The following is an 18,153-nucleotide window of genomic DNA, read 5'->3' as shown; positions in this document are numbered from 1 at the left end:
CGCAAGGCGCAGGCCGCGAATTATACGCCGGGCGCAGGCACAGGAATGGCAGTGACTCGCCAGTCATCGCCTACGGCGCGCATGTCGGTGATGTTGAGGGCCTGCGCTTCGCTCATTCTGGCCAGGGGCCAATCGAGCAATGGGCGGGCACTGGAGCCGAGAAACTTAGCAGCGATGAAGAGCTGGTATTCGTCCACCAGGCCCTGTTGCGCGAAGGCACCGGCCAGGCCCGGGCCGGCCTCCACCAGCACCTCGCTGGCACCACGCCGGGCCAGTTCGCGCAGCAGCGCGGGCAGGTCGACGTGCCCGTCGGTGCCGGGCAGGCTCAGCAGGTCATGGCCGGCCTGGGCGTACTGCGCAACTGGCGCGGCGGCCGTCACCACCAGCACCGGGCCGGCCTGGAAGAACGGCGCCGTCAGCGGCAGGCGCAGGCGCCCGTCGATGAGCACGCGCAACGGTGGGCGGGCCATCGCCAGGGCGGTGCTGTCGGCGTCCAGCCCAAGCTCGTCGGCGCGCACGGTCATGCGCGCGTTGTCGGCCAGCACGCTCTGGGCGCTGGTCAGCACCACGCTGGAGCGCGCGCGCAGACGCTGCACCGCCGAGCGTGCGGCCGGGCCGGTGATCCACTGGCTCTCGCCACTGGCCATGGCGGTGCGCCCGTCCAGGCTCATCGCCAGTTTGACCCGCACAAAGGGCAGGCCGTGTTCCATGCGTTTCAGAAAGCCCGGGTTGAGTGCGCGGGCCTCGGCCTCCAGCACACCGCTGGCAACCTCGATACCGACGTCGGCCAGGCGCTTGAGCCCCTGCCCCGCCACTTGCGGGTTGGGGTCCTGCATGGCCGCCACCACCCGCGCCACACCGGCCTTGACCAGCGCCTCGGCACACGGCGGCGTGCGCCCGTGGTGGCTGCACGGCTCCAGGGTCACATAGGCACAGGCGCCACGGGCCAGCTCGCCGGCCTGGCGCAGCGCGTGCACCTCGGCATGCGGTTCGCCGGCGCGTACGTGCCAGCCTTCGCCGACCACCTGCCCGTCACGCACGATCACGCAACCGACCCGCGGGTTGGGATGGGTGGAATAGAGACCCTTGCGCGCCAGTTCCAGCGCACGGGCCATGTAGTGGGCGTCGGGCACGTCGCGTTCGCTGGGCAGGCTCATTGCTTGGAAGGCTCGCGCGCCAGGCGGTCGATTTCTTCACGAAATTCGTCCAGGTCCTGGAAGCGGCGGTACACCGAGGCGAAGCGGATGTAGGCCACTTCGTCGAGCTTTTGCAGCTCGGCCATCACCAGTTCGCCGACGACCAGCGACTTGACCTCGCGCTCGCCGGTGGCGCGCAGCTTGTGCTTGATGTGGGCCAGCGCCGCTTCGAGGCGCTCGACGCTCACCGGGCGCTTTTCCAGCGCCCGCTGCATGCCGGCGCGCAGTTTTTCTTCGTCGAAGGGCTGGCGGCTGCCGTCGGTCTTGATCAGGCGCGGCAGCACCAGTTCGGCGGTTTCGAAGGTGGTGAAGCGCTCACCGCAGGCCACGCATTCGCGGCGACGGCGCACTTGTTCGCCCTCGGCAACCAGTCGCGAGTCGATGACCTTGGTGTCGTTGGCACCGCAGAAGGGACAGTGCATGGTGGCAGGCAACAAAAAAAGGGAGGGTCATGGTAGCGCATCCCACTGGCAAGACAAGCCAAAGCAGTTACCATCCAGTGAGGAAATATCCCCCCGAAGGAATTGATCATGCCCTTTAGAGCGCTCGTTGTGCTCAGTTTTGCCGCCCTGCTGGCCGCCTGCAGCAGCGATGAACCCAAGCCGGTGCTGGCCCCCAAGGCCCCGGTAGCGGCCAAGCAACCTGTGGCCCTGGGCCCGCTGCCGGCCTACCAGCGTGAAATCAGCGGCACCCTGCTCGGCATCCCGTCGGGCGCCGAGGTCGAGCTGGCGCTGCTGGTGGTCGACCCGCGCGGCCGCCCGCAACGCCTGCTGGCCAGCAGCAACCTGGACGCCAACGGCCAGGACCTGCCGTTCCAGCTGCGTTTCAACCCCGAGGCGTTCCCTGCCGGTGCGCGGGTGGAGCTGCGCGGGCGTGCCAGCCAGTCCGGGCAGCTGATCCTGCACCTGCAACCTGTGGCGGTCAGCAGCCCGCAAACCCAGGCCACCGGCCCGCTGCGCCTCGAAAAACCGCCGTGACCGCGCCGATCCACCTGCAACAGGCGTTGAGCGGGCTGCTGGGGGACGCACGGCTGGTGGTCAGCGCGCTGCCGGCCTGCGACCTCAAGCTGTGGCTGATCGATGCGCACAACATGGACCGCGCGTTCAGCCCCGAGGAAACCCGGCGCATCCTGCACGAGCCGCCCTACTGGGCCTTCTGCTGGGCCAGCGGCCTGGCCATGGCGCGCTACCTGGCCGCCCGCCCCGAGTGGGTGGCCGGCAAACGCGTGCTGGACTTCGGCGCAGGCTCGGGCATTGCCGGCATCGCCGCCGCCCGCGCCGGGGCCCTTGAAGTGGTGGCCTGCGACCTCGACCCGCTGGCGCTGCAGGCAAGCCGCGCGAATGCCGCGCTCAACCAGGTGCAGTTGGGCTACTCCAGCGATTTCTTCGCCGAGGCCGACCGCTTCGACCTGGTGCTGGTGGCCGATGTGCTCTACGACCGCGCCAACCTGCCGCTGCTCGATGCGTTTCTCAGCCGCGGGCACCAGGCGCTGGTGGCCGACTCGCGGGTGCGCGACTTCCGTCACCCCCTGTACCGCCAGCTCGACACCCTGCACGCCCTGACCCTGCCAGACCTGGCCGAACCCCACGAATTCCGCCAGGTGAGCCTGTACCACGCCAGCCGCAGCGCTTTATAGTGTTGCCATTCAAGGATTTGCGAGAGTCGCGATGAGCCAGGAAACCCCGTACATCTTCAATGCCACCAGCGCCGACTTCGACCAGTCGGTGATCCAGAACTCCCACGTCAAACCCGTGCTCGTCGACTTCTGGGCCGACTGGTGCGCGCCGTGCAAGGTGCTGATGCCGCTGCTGGAGAAAATCACCGCCGAATACCGGGGTGAGCTGCTGCTGGCCAAGGTCAACTGCGATGTGGAACAGGACATTGTCGCGCGCTTCGGTATCCGCAGCCTGCCGACGGTGGTGCTGTTCAAGGATGGCCAGCCGGTCGACGGCTTTGCCGAGGCACGCCCGGAGTCGGAAATCCGCGCAATGCTCGAACCGCATGTGCAACTGCCGCCACCGGCGGCGGCCGATCCGCTGGTAGTGGCCCAGGGGCTGTTTGCCGAGGGACGCTTCAGCGAGGCCGAGGCGCTGCTCCAGGCCCTGCTGACCGAAGACAACAGCAATGCCGCGGCACTGATCCTGTATGCCCGTTGCCTGGCCGAGCGTGGCGAGCTGGGCGAAGCGCAGACCGTGCTCGATGCGGTCAAGAGCGATGAGCACAAGGCTGCACTGGCCGGTGCCAAGGCGCAGCTGACGTTCCTCAAGCAGGCCGCCAGCCTGCCGGACGTGGCCGACCTGAAATCACGCCTGGCACAGAACGCCGAGGATGACGAGGCGGCGTATCAGCTGGCAGTGCAGCAGCTGTCGCGCCAGCAGTACGAGGCGGCGCTGGACGGGCTGCTGAAACTGTTCAAGCGCAACCGCGGGTATGAAGGCGGCCTGCCGCACAAGACCCTGCTGCAGGTGTTCGACCTGCTGGGCAACGAGCACCCGCTGGTGCTGGATTACCGCCGCAAGCTGTTTGCTGCGTTGTACTGAGGTCAACCGCCCGCTCCCACAAGGTTACCTACCCGCGCTGTGGGAGCGGGCTTGACCCGCGATGGGATCAACGCGGTGTTCAGCCGACCCAGTGATAGACCGGCGCATCCGCCCCGCTTTCCACCCTCACCTCGCTGCTATGGCGCAAACGCACCAGCAGGCGCTTGCCGGCCGCCGTATTGCCCGCCAACCCCTCCAGCGCCTCCAGCAACTGGGGCCCGTTCAACTGACCGGCCTTGCGCAACACCTCGCGCGCCGCCTGCCACACTGCATCGTCCGGGCGAACCGGCGCCGTCGGTACAGCAGCGGCAACCGCCGGCGCCCCGGCCGCCTGCAACTGCCCGCCCAACTGCGCCCACTCATGGGGCTCCAGCTCCACGCTCAAATCCACCGGCCATTCGCCGATGTGTCCACGAATACGCACGTTCGCACCCTCCACTCGATCAGGCGCCCATGCTCCCACGAAGTTTCATCCAGCGACACTGGTACGCAGCCGACAAGTTGTTATAACATTTCGAAACTCTTTCAGCGCCTTCCGGAGTTCCGCCCATGCGTCGTCTGCTGCTTGCCTTGCCGTTCGCCCTGCTGCCCCTGAGTCTGGTTTACGCCCATGACGACCATGACCATGAACATGGCAGCCTGGGCGCCCATGAACATGGCGTGGCGCACCTGAACGTCGCACTCGACGGCAATGCTCTGGAGCTGGAATTCGACAGCCCGGCGATGAACCTGGTGGGCTTCGAACATGCCGCCACTTCTGCCACCGACAAGGCCAAGGTCGCGGCCGTGCGCACCCAGCTCGAAACACCCCTGGTGCTGTTCGGCCTGAACAAGGCAGCCGGTTGCAGCGAAACCGACCAGGACCTGCAAAGCCCGCTGTTCGGCGACAAGCCGGTGCATGACGAGGATGGCGACGCCCACGATCACGAACACAGCGACATCAACGCCCATTACAAACTCGAATGCACCACCCCGGCACAGCTCACCCGCCTGGACCTGGCGCCACTGTTCAAGGCCTTCCCCGCCACCCAGAAGATCCAGCTGCAACTGGTGGGCCCCAATGGCCAGAAGGGCGTGGACCTGACCCCGACCCACAGCGCGATCGACTTCTGACATGGGCCAGGCACTGATCGAACTGTCCCGGCTGGGTTTCGCCTGGCCCGGCCAGCCTGAGCTGCTGGACATCCCGGCGTTGCGCCTGCAGGCCGGCGAGTCGCTGTTCCTCAAGGGCCCCAGCGGCAGTGGCAAGACCACCCTGCTGGGCCTGCTGGGCGGGGTGCAGAAGGCCGACCGCGGCAGCATCCGCCTGCTCGGCCAGGAGCTGGGCGCGCTCAGCCAGGGCCAGCGCGACCGTTTTCGCGTCGATCATACCGGCTACATCTTCCAGCAGTTCAACCTGCTGCCGTTTCTATCGGTGCGCGAAAACGTCGAGCTGCCGTGCCGTTTCTCGCGCAGCCGGGCGCAACGCGCCGGCCAGCGCTACGGCAGTGTGGACAAGGCCGCCGCCAGCCTGCTCGCCCATCTGGGCCTGAAGGACCCGGCACTGCTGGCACGGCGCGCCGACAGCCTGTCGATCGGTCAGCAGCAACGGGTGGCCGCCGCCCGCGCGCTGATCGGCCAACCCGAGCTGGTGATTGCCGACGAGCCGACTTCGGCGCTCGATGCCGACACCCGTGAAGCCTTCATCCGCCTGCTGTTCGCCGAATGCCGCGCAGCCGGCTCCAGCCTGTTGTTCGTCAGCCACGACCAGAGCCTGGCACCGCTGTTCGATCGCCAGCTGTCGCTTGCCGAACTCAACCGCGCCGCGCGCCCTGCCAGCGACCTGGAGGCCTGATGTACCTGCTCCGCCTTGCCCTGGCGAGTCTCGCCAACCGCCGCTTCACTGCCCTGCTCACCGCCTTCGCCATCGCCCTGTCGGTGTGCCTGCTGCTGGCGGTGGAGCGGGTACGCACCGAGGCCCGCGCCAGTTTTGCCAGCACCATCAGTGGCACCGATCTGATTGTCGGTGCGCGCTCGGGCTCGGTGAACCTGCTGCTGTACTCGGTGTTTCGCATCGGCAACGCCACCAACAACATCCGCTGGGACAGCTTCGAGCACTACGCCAGCAACCCGCGGGTGAAGTGGGCCATCCCGATCTCGCTGGGCGACTCGCACCGCGGTTACCGGGTGATGGGCACCACCGAAGCCTACTTCGAGCATTACCAGTACGGACGCAAGCAGCACCTGCAGCTGGCCAGCGGGCGTGCCTTCGCCAGCGACCCGTTCGAGGTGGTGCTGGGCGCCGAGGTGGCCGACGCGCTGCATTACAAGCTCGGCGACAAGCTGGTGCTGGCCCATGGCGTGGCCGCCATCAGCCTGGTCAAGCATGACGACAAGCCGTTCACCGTGGTGGGCGTGCTGCAACGCACCGGCACCCCGGTGGACCGCACCCTGCACATCAGCCTTGGCGGCATGGAGGCGATCCACGTCGACTGGCACAACGGCGTGCCCGCCCGCGGCGCCGGCCGCGTCAGCGCCGAACAGGCCCGAGGCATGGACCTCACACCCAAGGCCATCACCGCGTTCATGCTGGGCCTGAACAACAAGATCAGCACCTTCACCCTGCAACGCGAGATCAACGAGTTCCGCGGCGAGCCGCTGTTGGCGATTCTGCCCGGCGTGGCCCTGCAGGAGCTGTGGAGCCTGATGGGCACCGCCGAACAGGCGCTGTTCGTGGTGTCGCTGTTCGTGGTGCTGACCGGCCTGATCGGCATGCTCACGGCGATCCTCACCAGCCTCAACGAGCGCCGCCGCGAAATGGCCATCCTGCGCTCGGTGGGTGCACGCCCCTGGCATATTGCAGGGCTGCTGGTGATGGAGGCGTTCACCTTGGCGCTAGCGGGGATTGCCGCCGGGCTTGGCCTGCTCTACCTTGGCATCGCCCTGGCCCAGGGCACGGTGCAGGCCAACTACGGCCTGTACCTGCCGCTGGCGCTGCCCAGCGCCCACGAGTGGAGCCTGCTGGGGATCATCCTCGGCGCCGCCGTGCTGATGGGCAGCATTCCGGCCTGGCGGGCCTACCGCCAGTCGCTGGCCGACGGTTTGTCCATTCACCTGTGAGAACGCCCGTGATACGTCGTGCCCTGCTGTTGTTGCTGTTGATTGCCCCGCCCCTGTGGGCGGGTGAGCCGCGCACGCTGGAATGGCCGCAATTGATCCCCGAGGGTGCACCGGTGATCGTGCCGCAGATGACCCCACTGCACGACCTTTCGCAGTTGAGCAACGCGCTGGCCGGCGAAAGCGGCCCGGCGGCGCAGCAGCAGGCGCCCGACGCGCCGGTGGTGAAGGCACTGGATGGCCAGCAGGTGAAGCTGCCGGGCTACATCGTGCCACTGGAAGTCAGCGAGGAAGGCCGTACCACCGAGTTCCTGCTGGTGCCGTACTACGGCGCGTGCATTCACGTGCCGCCCCCACCGTCGAACCAGATCGTGCACGTGTTCAGCGAAATCGGCATCAAGGTCGAGGAGCTGTACCAGCCCTACTGGATCGAGGGGCCGATGCAGGTCAAGGCTTCCAGCAGCGAGCTGGCCGAGGCCGGCTACCAGATGGAAGCCGAGAAGATCTACGCCTATGAACTACAATAGAAGCCCCGCGCCAGGGCGTTTGCGGTTTCATTGAGCTGCGTCAAGAATCACCGCCTGTCAGCTCCTTACCATTGGACACATTAAATTCTAAACGTCCTTTGGGAGCTTCCATGAACAAGTCCTTGCTCAGCGCCTCGCTCATTGCCCTCGCGCTTGCAGCCCCTGTTGCCCACGCCCACCAGGCGGGCGATTTCATTCTGCGTGCCGGTGCGATCACCATCGCACCGAACGAAGACAGCGGCGATATCAAGCTCGACGGCACCAAGGTTGGCGGCACCAAGGCCACCCTGGACAGCGACACCCAGCTGGGCCTGGCCTTTGCCTACATGCTGACCGACCACATCGGCCTGGAACTGCTGGCAGCCACCCCGTTCCAGCACGAAGTGGGCGTCAAGGGCCTGGGCGCGGGCCTGGACGGCAAGCTGGCGAACATCAAGCAACTGCCACCGACCCTGTCGCTGCAGTACTACCCGATGGAGCCGACCTCCAAGTTCCAGCCTTACGCCGGTATCGGTCTTAACTACACCCTGTTCTTCGATGAAGACCTGAGCAGCAGCCGCAAGGCCCAGGGCTTCAGCAACATGAAGCTCAAGGACTCGGTCGGCCTGGCCGGCCAACTGGGCATGGACTACATGCTGACCGACAACCTGCTGGTCAACGCCGCGGTCTGGTACGTGGACATCGACACCAAGGCCACCATCGACGGCCCAAGCGCGCTGGGCGTGGGCAAGACCAAGGTGAGCGTGGATGTGGACCCATGGATCTACATGGTGGGTGTGGGTTACAAGTTCTGACCATGAAAAAGCCCCGATCATTCGGGGCTTTTTTTTGGCTGCGATTCCCGTCAGGGAGATACCGCCTGCAGCAGCCGGCGTTGCCGGCGAAGCTTTTTACGTTCAGCGCCCCAGCAGGTGCGCCAGCCCATCGGCCAGTGGCGTCGGCTCGGGCAGGTCGAAGCGCGCCAGCAGCCGCGTATTGTCGGCCCGCGAATGACGGATATCACCCGCGCGCGCCGGCCCGTGATTGACCTCGGGCAACGGCCCTACCACCTTGCGCAGTGCGTCGAGCAACTGGTTCAGCGTGGTGGCGCGGTTCAGCCCCACGTTCACCGCGCCCTCCTGCACCTGCGCCTGCTCCAGCGCCTGCACCAGCACCGCCACCAGGTCGGCCACATACAGGAAGTCACGGGTCTGCTCGCCATCGCCAAACAGGTTGATCGGCGTGCCGTTGAGGGCGCGCTCGCAGAAGATGCTGATCACTCCCGAATACGGCGACGACGGGTCCTGGCGTGGCCCGAAGATATTGAAGAAGCGAAACACCACCGGCTCCAGCCCATGCTGGCGACGATAGAAGTCCAGGTACTGCTCGCTGGCCAGCTTGTCCACCGCATAGGGGGTCAGCGGCGCCTTGGGCGTGTCCTCGTCGATGGCCTGGCCTTCACCGTTGTTGCCGTACACCGCAGCGCTGGAGGCAAACAGCACGCGCTTGATGCCGGCCACACGCATCGCCTCGCACACGTTCAGCGTGCCGATGAAGTTGCTCTGGTGGGTCCTGACCGGGTCTTCCACAGAGGCCTGCACCGAGGCCACCGCCGCCAGGTGCACCACGGCCTGGCAGCCCTCGGCGGCCCGGGCCACCAGGGCGGCATCGGCCACGTCGCCCTCGATCAGTTGCAGGCGCGGGTTGTCCAGCTGCAGGTTCAGGCGCCGGCCGGTAGACAGGTCGTCGAGCACGCGCACCGCGTACCCCTTGGCCAGCAGCGCGTCGCTCAGGTGGGAGCCGATGAAGCCGGCCCCCCCGGTAATCAGGATAGGAGCATCAGCCATGACGATAGAACCGGTCCAGTAGGGTCGGCAGGCCGGCGCGCCAGGCACGCGGCTTGATGCCGAAGGTGTGGAGGATTTTCTTGCAGGCCAGCACTGCGTGCTGGGGTTCTTCGGCAGCATCCGGGCGGGCGGCGTGGGCCTGCGCAGTGGGCGCTTCGACGGCCAGCTGACGCAGTTGCCCGGCTTCGCTGAGGATCGCCTGACCCAGCGCCAGCGGCGTGGTCGCCTCGTTGCCGGCGTAATGGTAGGTGCCCCATAGTGGCGCGCCACAGTCCAGTTGCTTGAGCACCGCCAGGATCACCCGCGCTGCATCGTCGACCGGGGTCGGGTTGCCACGCCGGTCGTCGGCCAGCAGCAGTTCCTGCGAGTGCTCGGCGCGGGTCAGAAAACGCCCCAGCACGCCGTCGACGCTGTCGTCGAGCACCCAGCCAAAGCGCAGCAGCACGTGCTGCGGGCAGGTCGCGCGCACGCTCTGTTCGATGCGCCACAACGCCTGGCCACGTTGGCCGAGCGGTACCGGCTCGTCCTTTTCGCTGTAGGCCGTGGCCCGCGAACCGTCGAATACCCGGTAGCTGGAGGGTTGCAGCAAGATGATGTTGTGGTGCTGGCACAGTTCGGCCAGGCGCTCGACCGCACGCTCCTGCGAAGCCAGGCGCTGCTCGCTCACCGATTCGGCCTGGAACCAGTCGAAGTAGTAGGCCAGATTGATCAGCGCATCGGGGCGGGTGTCATCGAGCAGCTGGGTCAGGCTCGCGGCATCCCAGCCCTGGTCAGGTGGGCGCGGCGCCAGAAAGCCGATATCTTCCTCGGCCCCGAGGCGAATCAGCGCTTGCCCAAGGGCATTTCCACCACCCAACAGCATCAGGCGCATTCGCATAGAGTCAGCAGGTCCGGTCAGATAAATTGAGGGAAAGCGGATATTTTGCGGCTTCCAGCAAGCGAAGTCCAACGCGGGGCCGACTGACGCCAAAGTCTAGAGTGTGTCAGCGCAAAGTGTGACGGGTTCAACGTAGTTCAAGAAATAACCTGCGCGCCCACCAGAAATGCCCGACTGCATCTACTGTAAAAGCGTCAGCCTCGCTGGTTCATGTCGACTTGTCGACCCTTCACCCCGGGCAAGAGGACCGCTTCATGCCGATCAAGACGGCCGCACACGGACGTGAGCGTTGGCAATTCGACGAACCCAGCCCGGGCCGCGAGTGCCTGGTGGTCGAAACGTTCGACGGCTACAGCCAGGAAGGTCGGCTGCTGATCCCCGATATCGAGCACGCGCCGCCGCTGTTCATGCTCGGCGGCGCACGCAGCGACTTCACCCACCTCAACCCGCTGCTGTACCGCCTGCAGGCCCTGGGCATCGGCTCGCTGACCGGCAACCTGTCGGGGCACAGCCTGGCCAGCCTGCCGGGGGCCCGGGCGCCCTCGCTGCACACCAACCTGGCCGAGGCGCTGCGCTTCTTTCGCCACGTCGAGCATCGCTGCAACACCGTGATTGGCCACAGCCTGGGCGCAGCGCTGGCGCTGAAAGTGGCAGCGCACCATGCACGCCAGGTGAACAAGCTGGTGCTGCTGTGCCCGGCGGTCTATGCCGACAGCGCCTACGATGCACCGTTCGGCCCGGCCTTCACCCGCGCCATCAGCACCCCCCACGGATTTCTCGACAGCGACAGCTACAAGTTCCTGCGCAGCTATCGCGGCCAGGTGCTGCTGGTGCTGGGACAATACGATGGCCTGCTGGCCGCCCACCATGGGCGAACCCCGGGCACGTCGGCAGGCCATGTGGAAATCGACGGCATGCTGCGCTACAGCCCGATCCCGGCCGAAGTCATCCAGGCGCTGAGCGACACCCTACCCCCCGGGCATTTCGAACAGCTGACCCTGCCCGACTGCGACCACGGCATCGCCGCCCACCTGCGCGCCCATCCCCCACAGGCCGGGGCCCTGGCGCAGCAGGTGGCGGCATTCATTCGCCGCTGAGCACGGCACCCTTCACTCGATCTCGAACAGGCCGTTGCGAATCGGCCCGACGTTGAGCCGTGCGCGCACATCGTCATCGATGCGCGGGTCATCCGGGCGGTACAGCCGGACCTGGCGGTAGGCATTGATGCGGTTGATTTCCGCGCCCAGGTATTCCCACACCACGCGGGTACACGCCGGAGTGCGCCGGTCACCGCTGGAGACGCCGGTCTTGAGGCCGTTGAGCCGGGTGATGCGGCTCTTGAAGCTGGGAATCAGGATGGTCTGGCTCATCTCGTTGACCGTCAGCGATTCGTAGTCGATCAGAAACACCCGGTCCTGCAACTGAAAGGCCGCGCCCAGGTAGCGGCAGCGCACCCAGTCTTCGGCCTGCACGTCGGTGCTGCTGGAGCGCTCCTGGCGTTCCTGGCGCTCGAACAGGAACGTGCCGCGTTCTTCGCGCAGGTGCACCAGCGACAGCAGGATGCTGCCCGGCACCGACATGCAGTTGGAATATTCGAAGTAGTAGCCGCAGTAGCGCGACAGATTGCCCTCGTGCTCGCGCAGCGGGCGCAGCAGTTCCAGCAACGGGTCGGCTTGGGCCGGGCTGGCAAGCGCCGAGCTGCGCGCACCGATCAGGCGCGCGAACTGTTCCGGCGGCAGGCCCAGTTCGTAGTCCTCGACGCCGAAGAAGTCGCCGATGCGCTTGAGGTTGTACGCCGTCGGCTGGCTCTGCCCGCTCAGGTACTTGTTGAACTGCGCCCGGTTGATCGACAGCTGCCGGCAAACCTCGGAAATAGAGCGGTAATGGCTGCACGCCAGCTTGAGGTTGGGGCCCAGGTGTTGACTCATTGATCAGGTACCGATTGATGCGATAGGCGCCAGTTTAGCATCAGGTCGCATCAATTCAGAGCAACCCGCGAAATTGTAACGACGTTTGTCATGACCAACCATGCGCCCCCAGGCAAACGGCGCACGCCGTCAGCCACTGTCATTCAGAACAAGAACCGAGGTCACGCCATGCTCGAAGTGCTCAACGATTTCCTTTCGGGGAAGCTCCTTATTGTGCTTATCGTCGGACTGGGAAGCTATTTCACCCTGCGCTCGCGATTTGTGCAGTTTCGCCATTTCATCCATATGTTCGGCGTATTCAAGGAATCGTTGCGCGGCCAGGCGGGCCAGTTGAGTTCGTTCCAGGCACTGATGCTGAGCCTGGCCGGGCGCGTGGGTGCCGGCAACATCGCCGGTGTCGGTATCGCCGTGACCCTGGGCGGCCCGGGCGCGGTGTTCTGGATGTGGGTGACGGCGCTGGTGGGCATGTCCAGCAGCTTCTTCGAATGCACCCTGGCGCAGGTCTACAAGCGCGCCGACGGTGATGGCCTGTACCGCGGCGGCCCGGCCTACTACATCCTGCACGGCCTCAACCTGCGCGCCATGGCAGTGGTGTTCTCGGTGTTGCTGCTGGTGACCTACGGCTTCGCCTTCAACGGCCTGCAGTCGTACACCGTGACCCACTCGCTGCAGAACGCCTTCGGCTTCGCCCCGGAGCACACCGGGATTGCCCTGGCCGTACTGCTGGCCATCGTGTTCCTGGGCGGGATCAAGCGCATCGCCTCGGTGTCCGACCTGCTGGTGCCGGTCAAGACCCTGGCCTACATCGGCGTTACCCTGTACGTGATCGGCAGCCAGATCGAACACGTGCCGGCCATGCTCGAAACCATCTTCAAGAGCGCCTTCGGCCTGGACCCTGCCTTCGGTGGCCTGCTGGGCAGTGCCATCGTGATGGGCGTCAAGCGTGGCGTGTTCGCCAACGAAGCGGGCCTTGGCAGTGCGCCCAACGTGGCCGCCGTGGCGGCAGTGAAACACCCGGGCGCCCAGGGCGTGGTGCAGGCATTCAGCGTGTTCCTCGATACCTTCGTGATCTGCACCTGCACCGCGCTGCTGATTCTGCTGTCGGGCTTCTACACCCCGGGCTTCGAAGGTGACGGCATCGTGCTGACCCAGAACTCGCTGGCTGCCGTGGTCGGTGACTGGGGTCGCCTGTTCGTCAGCGTGGCGCTGTCGCTGTTCGTGTTCACCTGCATCCTCTACAACTACTACCTGGGCGAAAACAGCCTGCAGTTTCTGACCCGCAACCGTGCGGTGCTGATGGTCTACCGTGCCCTGGTGCTGGCGCTGATCGTGTGGGGCTCGGTCCAGAACCTGTCGACCGTGTTCGCCTTCGCCGACATCACCATGACGTGCCTGGCCTTCGTCAACCTGATCGCCCTGGCGCTGCTGTTCAAGATCGGCCTGCGCGTGATGCGCGACTACGACGACCAGCGCAAGGCAGGCATCAAGCAGCCGGTATTCGACTCGGCCAGGTTCCCCGACCTGGACCTGGACACCCAGGCCTGGCCTGCTGTCCAGCCCGCTGAAAGCGCACGCCCTGCCAGCGTGGGCGAAGCTCAAGCTCAAGCGCAACGCTGAGCAACCCTGTGCCGCCGCCCCGTTCGCGGGCGGCAGCCGATTCGCGATGCCCCTTTCTCACCTGCCTGGAATGCTCACCATGCGCGCGGTCAAGAACCTTCTCGTCCTCTACACCGGCGGCACCATCGGCATGCTGCAAACGCCCCATGGCCTGGCGCCGGCCGGTGGCTTCGAGGCACGCATGCGCGCCTGGCTGGACACGCACCCGACGCCACCCCGGGTGCACTGGCGCCTGCAGGAGATGTCACCGCTGCTCGACAGCGCCAACATGCAGCAGGCCAACTGGCTGGCCATGCAGGCGGCCATCGTCACGGCGGTGACGCGTGATGGCCACGACGGCATCCTGCTGCTGCACGGCACCGACACCCTGGCCTACAGCGCAGCAGCGTTGTCGTTCCTGCTGCTGGGGCTGGATGTGCCGGTAGTGCTCACCGGCTCGATGCTGCCGGCCGGCGCACCGCACAGCGACGCCTGGGACAACCTGCACGGCGCCCTGGCCCTGTTCGAAAGCGGCCTGCAAAGCGGCGTGCAGCTGTATTTCGCAGGCCAGTTGCTGCACGGCGCACGGGCCAGCAAACTGCGCAGCGAGGCCTTCGATGCGTTTGCCGCGCCGGCGCGCCACCGCGAAGGCAGCCGCGCCAGCGCGTTGCCCGCGGTACTCGGCTATGCCCAGCCGCGGGTGCCGGTGAAACTGGCGGTGCTGCCGGTGTACCCCGGCTTGCAGGCCGAGCAGGTGCAGGCACTGGTGGTGAGCGGCGTGCGCGGCCTGCTGCTTGAATGCTATGGCAGCGGCACCGGCCCATCGGAAGATGCAGCACTGATGCAGGCGTTGCAGAAGGCGCGCCAGGGTGGCGTGCTGATTGCCGCCATCAGCCAGTGCATCGAGGGCAGTGTGCTGTTCGATACCTACGCCGCCGGCAGCCGCCTGCGCGAGACCGGCCTGGTATCGGGCGGTGGCATGACCCGCGAGGCGGCGCTGGGCAAGCTGTTCGCCCTGCTGGGCGCGGGGCTGGACATCGACACCGCCGAGCACTGGTTCGCCCTGGACCTGTGCGGTGAACGGGTGGCCTGAGGCCCCGCGAAAAATGGCGGAAGGCAGCCGGAGTCGAACCTGCCCGGGAACGGCTGCCGTCCCCAACCGGGTTTGAAGCCCGGCCGCGCCACCGGGCGCGATTGCCTTCCTTGAATTCAGTTGTCGCCCGGTTGAGCCAGGGCATTGTCGCGGCGAATGCGGCGCTGGTCGCCCAGGCGCCGGGTCAGGCCGATGCGATCGAAGTATTCCAGCACCTGGATGCTGCGCTTGCGCCCGATACCCAGCGCATCACGAAAAACCGTCACCTGCACCTCATCACCCGCCATGCGCAACAGCATAGCCGCCATTTGCCGCACTGTGGCCTCGGGAAAGAACAGATCGCGCACCACCTGGTGCACCTGGCCCAGACGCGCCATCTTGCGCAGCAGCAGCCGTACCTCGGCTTCTTCGCTGCCGGTGGCGCGGGCCAGGTCGCGCACCCAGGGCGGATCGAAACGCGCCGCCAGCAGCAACGGTTGCACCTGTTGCCAGAGCGCCGTGTCGGCCTCGTTCAGGCGCGCCTGGTGCGTGGGCAGGTGCAGCCACGGGCCGCTGCTGGCAATCGCCTGCTCGCCCAGCAACTCGTCCACCAGGCTGATGAACGCCGGCCGCTCCAGTGCCAGGCTGGCGAAACGGCGCAGGCGGTCGCGGTCAGGGCCGATCTGGTCGGGTTCGAGCTCGTGAAAGCGCGCCAGTTGCGCCAGCACCCGGGCCTTGAGCGCCTGCCATTGCGTCGTGTCGAACAGCAGCGGCCCCTGCCGCGTGGCCACCACCTGCACCTGCGCATCCAGCCGCCAGTGGCTGCGCAAGCGATTGAACTGGCGCTCCAGGCGCTGCGGGTCGAGCCCACCCGTGCCTTGCGCAAGCAGCGCCGGCAAGGCCTGTTCCAGGCTGTCGGCCGCCGCCATTGCCTGCAGCTGCGCCAGCCGCTGCGGGCTGCGGCGCTGGCGGGCCGGGGCAAACGGATCGAGTACGCGCCCGCCGCCAAGGGTGCGCTGGGCACTCTGGTCGCGCAGCACCACGGGGTCGCCATGCACCGCCTGCACCGGCGCGTTGACCAGCAGCTGCGCGAACATGCGCGCCCCGGGCGCCAGCCGCTCGCCCTCCAGCAATGCCACGCGGGCGGTGACATCCTGGGTGCCCAGGTGCAGGTGCACCGGGCTGAAATGCTCGAGTGCACGGGCTTCCCCGGCCAGCAGGTGCAGTTCGATATCCAGCCGCTGAGTAGGCGCATACAGCCACTCGGCCAGCAGCCAGTCACCGCGGTGGATATGCTCCAGCGCCAGCCGCCCGGCGCTGATGTTCAGGGCCACGCGCTGCCCGGCGAAGGCCTGGGTCGCGACCTGGTTCTGCGCGTGCAGGCCGCGCACCCGCACCGGTTTGCCCGCCTTGCCCAGCAACAGGCTGTCGCCCACCTGAACCTGCCCGGACAACGCAGTGCCCGTGACCACGATACCGGCCCCGGCCACGCTGAAGGCCCGGTCGATGGCCAGGCGAAAAGCGCCACCCTGGCTACGCGGCTGCAGGGCGTGCTGCGCGGCGAGCAATGCCTGACGCAGTGCCTCGATACCCTGGCCGCTGGCACTCGACACCGCGAACTGCGCCGCCCCGGCATACGGTCCCGGCGCAAGCAGCCCGCGCACCTGGGCCTGCACCGCCTGCACCCGCGCCGGCTCGACCCGGTCGCATTTGGTGATGGCCACCAGCGCCTGCGCGATGCCCAGCAGTTCGACAATGGCCAGGTGCTCGCGGGTCTGGGGCATCACCCCGTCGTCGGCCGCCACCACCAGCAGCACCAGGTCGATACCCTGGGCGCCGGCCAGCATGTTGTGGATAAACCGCTCGTGGCCCGGCACGTCGACAAAGCCGGTCAACGGCGCATCCGCCGCCAGCGCTGCATAACGGTAGCCAAGGTCGATGGTGATGCCGCGTTCACGCTCTTCGCGCCGATGATCGCCAGCCTGGCCGGTGAGGGCTTCGAGCAGCGCGGTCTTGCCATGGTCGATGTGCCCGGCGGTGCCGACGATCACGTGGGCAGTACCGCCAATTGCGCCAGCTGCGCCAGCCACGCGGGTTCGTCATCCAGCTGGCGCAGGTCGAGCCACAGCGCGTCGTCGTCCAGGCGCCCGAGCACCGGGACGGGCAACGCGCGCAAGGCCGCTTCCAGCGCCAGCAGGCTGCGCCCGCGCAGGCGCTTGGACACCTGTGGGCGCATGCACAGCGCAGCACTGGGAAGGCGTGCCACCGGCTGGCTGCCGCTGCCGATCATGCCCAGTGCAGGCAGCACGGCAACGCTCCACGACGCGCCCAACGCCTGTGCCATGCGCGGCGCCAGGCGTTCGGCCTGGGCCAGGATCTCGGCTTGCGGCCGGGTCAGCAGGCGCAGGCTGGGCAGGCGCTCGGCCAGGCGGTCGGGGTCGCGGTACAGGCCCAGCACCGCTTCCAGCGCGGCGAGGGTCAACTTGTCGACCCGCAGGGCACGCTTGAGCGGGTTCTTCTTGATGCGCGCGATCAGCGCCTTGCTGCCCACGATGATCCCGGCCTGCGGACCGCCGAGCAGCTTGTCGCCGCTGAAGGTGACGATATCGGCGCCATCGGCCAGGGCCTGACGCACCGTGGGTTCGGCGGGCAGGCCCCAGCGGGTCAGGTCGATCAGGCTGCCGCTGCCCAGGTCTTCGAGCAGCGGCAGGCCGTGCTGGTGGGCCAGTTGCGCCAGCTCGGCGGTGGGCACATGGCTGGTGAAGCCTTCAATGCTGTAGTTGCTGCAATGCACGCGCATCAGCAGGCCGCTGCGCGGGTTGATTGCCGCTTCGTAGTCGCGGGCGTGGGTGCGATTGGTGGTGCCCACCTCGTGCAGCCTGACCCCGGCGCGGGCCATGATGTCGGGGATGCGGAACGCACCACCGATCTCGATCAGTTCACCGCGCGAAATGATGCCCTCCTTGCGCGCGCCCAGGCTGTTGAGCGCCAGCAGCACGGCGGCGGCATTGTTGTTGACCACGGTCACGGCCTCGGCGCCGGTGAGCTCGCGGATCAGGCCTTCGATCAGGTCGTCACGGTCGCCGCGCTTGCCGCTGTCCAGGTCGAACTCGAGGTTGAGGGGGTGGCGCGCGGCAAGCTGGACGGCCTCGATGGCGGCTTCGGGCAGCAGCGCGCGGCCCAGGTTGGTGTGCAGCACGGTGCCGGTGAGGTTGAACACCCGGCGGATGTGGCTGCGGTGCCGGGCGGCGAGGCGTTCGTTGGTGCGGCCGGCGAGCACCTCGGGGGCCAGTTCGGCAGCGCCGAGCTGGCCGTGGCGGGCGGGCTCGCGCAGGTCATCGAGCAGTTGGCGCAAGGTGGCGAGCACGGCGTCGCGGCCGTAGCGGTCCACCAGGGGAACGCAGGCAGGGCTGCGCAGGAGGGTGTCGATGGAGGGTAGACGGTGGGTGCACTGAGTGACGTTGGAGGACATGCAAAAACGCTCCGGCCTATGTA

The 18,153-nt window shown here is 67.1% G+C and carries 19 protein-coding genes and 1 tRNA gene; 11 read left to right on the top strand and 9 right to left on the bottom strand.

Going from position 1 to position 18,153, the window contains the following annotated elements; genetic code table 11:
• Nucleotides 1-20: 20 nt before the first annotated feature.
• A complete protein-coding gene (gene ribD, locus MF6396_RS23305) occupies nt 21-1,157 on the bottom strand; it encodes a bifunctional diaminohydroxyphosphoribosylaminopyrimidine deaminase/5-amino-6-(5-phosphoribosylamino)uracil reductase RibD (RefSeq protein ID WP_078481661.1) in 1,137 nt (378 codons plus the stop codon).
• A complete protein-coding gene (nrdR, locus tag MF6396_RS23300) occupies nt 1,154-1,618 on the bottom strand; it encodes a transcriptional regulator NrdR (protein WP_043861897.1) in 465 nt (154 codons plus the stop codon). The genes ribD and nrdR overlap by 4 nt, the downstream gene beginning before the upstream one ends.
• Nucleotides 1,619-1,726: 108 nt before the next feature.
• On the opposite strand from nrdR, the gene MF6396_RS23295 reads away from it, so the two are divergent.
• The 3 genes from MF6396_RS23295 to trxA are packed head-to-tail and all read left to right on the top strand — an operon-like array spanning nt 1,727 to nt 3,736.
• On the top strand, nt 1,727-2,173 hold the full coding sequence (locus MF6396_RS23295) for a YbaY family lipoprotein (protein WP_078481659.1): 447 nt from the start codon (nt 1,727-1,729) through the stop codon (nt 2,171-2,173).
• Nucleotides 2,170-2,832 (top strand): class I SAM-dependent methyltransferase, encoded by a 663-nt coding sequence (locus tag MF6396_RS23290; protein WP_078481658.1) that lies wholly within the window; start codon nt 2,170-2,172, stop codon nt 2,830-2,832. Before MF6396_RS23295 ends, MF6396_RS23290 begins: the two co-directional genes overlap by 4 nt.
• Nucleotides 2,833-2,863: 31 nt before the next feature.
• Nucleotides 2,864-3,736 (top strand): thioredoxin, encoded by an 873-nt coding sequence (trxA, locus tag MF6396_RS23285; protein WP_054916424.1) that lies wholly within the window; start codon nt 2,864-2,866, stop codon nt 3,734-3,736.
• Between the two features lie 79 nt (nt 3,737-3,815).
• On the opposite strand, the gene MF6396_RS23280 is transcribed toward trxA, so the two are convergent.
• Nucleotides 3,816-4,160 carry a hypothetical protein gene (locus MF6396_RS23280; protein WP_078481672.1) on the bottom strand — a complete coding sequence of 115 codons (345 nt, stop codon included), beginning with the start codon at nt 4,158-4,160 and terminating at the stop codon, nt 3,816-3,818.
• Nucleotides 4,161-4,285: 125 nt separating this feature from the next.
• Between MF6396_RS23280 and MF6396_RS23275 the strand changes: the two genes are divergently transcribed.
• The 5 genes from MF6396_RS23275 to MF6396_RS23255 all read left to right on the top strand — a co-directional run bounded on the left by MF6396_RS23275 (nt 4,286) and on the right by MF6396_RS23255 (nt 8,153).
• Nucleotides 4,286-4,849 (top strand): DUF2796 domain-containing protein, encoded by a 564-nt coding sequence (locus MF6396_RS23275; RefSeq protein ID WP_078481657.1) that lies wholly within the window; start codon nt 4,286-4,288, stop codon nt 4,847-4,849.
• Between the two features lies 1 nt (nt 4,850).
• Nucleotides 4,851-5,570 carry an ABC transporter ATP-binding protein gene (locus MF6396_RS23270; protein ID WP_043861902.1) on the top strand — a complete coding sequence of 240 codons (720 nt, stop codon included), beginning with the start codon at nt 4,851-4,853 and terminating at the stop codon, nt 5,568-5,570.
• Nucleotides 5,570-6,835, top strand: a complete 1,266-nt coding sequence (locus MF6396_RS23265) for an ABC transporter permease (protein WP_043861903.1) — start codon at nt 5,570-5,572, stop codon at nt 6,833-6,835. The genes MF6396_RS23270 and MF6396_RS23265 overlap by 1 nt, the downstream gene beginning before the upstream one ends.
• An 11-nt stretch (nt 6,836-6,846) precedes the next feature.
• On the top strand, nt 6,847-7,359 hold the full coding sequence (locus MF6396_RS23260) for a DUF3299 domain-containing protein (protein ID WP_043861948.1): 513 nt from the start codon (nt 6,847-6,849) through the stop codon (nt 7,357-7,359).
• Between the two features lie 110 nt (nt 7,360-7,469).
• Nucleotides 7,470-8,153, top strand: coding sequence for an OmpW/AlkL family protein (locus MF6396_RS23255; protein ID WP_078481656.1), 684 nt, complete (start codon nt 7,470-7,472; stop codon nt 8,151-8,153).
• Nucleotides 8,154-8,255: 102 nt separating this feature from the next.
• Here the strand turns inward: MF6396_RS23255 and MF6396_RS23250 are convergent, their stop codons facing one another.
• The gene (locus MF6396_RS23250; RefSeq protein WP_078481655.1) at nt 8,256-9,185 is read right to left on the bottom strand and encodes an NAD-dependent epimerase/dehydratase family protein; all 930 of its coding nucleotides are present in this window, start codon (nt 9,183-9,185) and stop codon (nt 8,256-8,258) included.
• Nucleotides 9,178-10,062, bottom strand: coding sequence for a sugar nucleotide-binding protein (locus MF6396_RS23245; RefSeq protein ID WP_043861906.1), 885 nt, complete (start codon nt 10,060-10,062; stop codon nt 9,178-9,180). Before MF6396_RS23245 ends, MF6396_RS23250 begins: the two co-directional genes overlap by 8 nt.
• Nucleotides 10,063-10,316: 254 nt before the next feature.
• On the opposite strand from MF6396_RS23245, the gene MF6396_RS23240 reads away from it, so the two are divergent.
• Nucleotides 10,317-11,159, top strand: coding sequence for an alpha/beta hydrolase (locus MF6396_RS23240; RefSeq protein ID WP_054916428.1), 843 nt, complete (start codon nt 10,317-10,319; stop codon nt 11,157-11,159).
• Between the two features lie 12 nt (nt 11,160-11,171).
• On the opposite strand, the gene MF6396_RS23235 is transcribed toward MF6396_RS23240, so the two are convergent.
• Nucleotides 11,172-11,990, bottom strand: a complete 819-nt coding sequence (locus MF6396_RS23235) for a helix-turn-helix domain-containing protein (RefSeq protein WP_078481654.1) — start codon at nt 11,988-11,990, stop codon at nt 11,172-11,174.
• A gap of 168 nt (nt 11,991-12,158) precedes the next feature.
• Between MF6396_RS23235 and MF6396_RS23230 the strand changes: the two genes are divergently transcribed.
• Nucleotides 12,159-13,607 carry an alanine/glycine:cation symporter family protein gene (locus MF6396_RS23230; RefSeq protein WP_078481653.1) on the top strand — a complete coding sequence of 483 codons (1,449 nt, stop codon included), beginning with the start codon at nt 12,159-12,161 and terminating at the stop codon, nt 13,605-13,607.
• A 79-nt stretch (nt 13,608-13,686) separates the two neighbouring features.
• Complete coding sequence (locus MF6396_RS23225; RefSeq protein WP_078481652.1) at nt 13,687-14,679, top strand: asparaginase; 993 nt, start codon at nt 13,687-13,689, stop codon at nt 14,677-14,679.
• A 14-nt stretch (nt 14,680-14,693) separates the two neighbouring features.
• Here the strand turns inward: MF6396_RS23225 and MF6396_RS23220 are convergent.
• The 3 genes from MF6396_RS23220 to selA all read right to left on the bottom strand — a co-directional run bounded on the left by MF6396_RS23220 (nt 14,694) and on the right by selA (nt 18,130).
• A tRNA-Sec gene (locus MF6396_RS23220) sits at nt 14,694-14,789 on the bottom strand.
• A 6-nt stretch (nt 14,790-14,795) separates the two neighbouring features.
• Nucleotides 14,796-16,709, bottom strand: a complete 1,914-nt coding sequence (gene selB / locus MF6396_RS23215) for a selenocysteine-specific translation elongation factor (RefSeq protein ID WP_078481651.1) — start codon at nt 16,707-16,709, stop codon at nt 14,796-14,798.
• Complete coding sequence (gene selA, locus MF6396_RS23210; RefSeq protein ID WP_078481650.1) at nt 16,706-18,130, bottom strand: L-seryl-tRNA(Sec) selenium transferase; 1,425 nt, start codon at nt 18,128-18,130, stop codon at nt 16,706-16,708. The genes selB and selA overlap by 4 nt, the downstream gene beginning before the upstream one ends.
• Nucleotides 18,131-18,153: the final 23 nt, after the last annotated feature.

Source organism: Pseudomonas sp. MF6396 (assembly GCF_002018915.1).
Classification (GTDB): Bacteria; Pseudomonadota; Gammaproteobacteria; order Pseudomonadales; family Pseudomonadaceae; genus Aquipseudomonas; species Aquipseudomonas palmensis.
The sequence above is the reverse complement of the archived record's forward strand: the minus strand, read 5'-3'. Positions and strand labels throughout refer to the sequence as shown.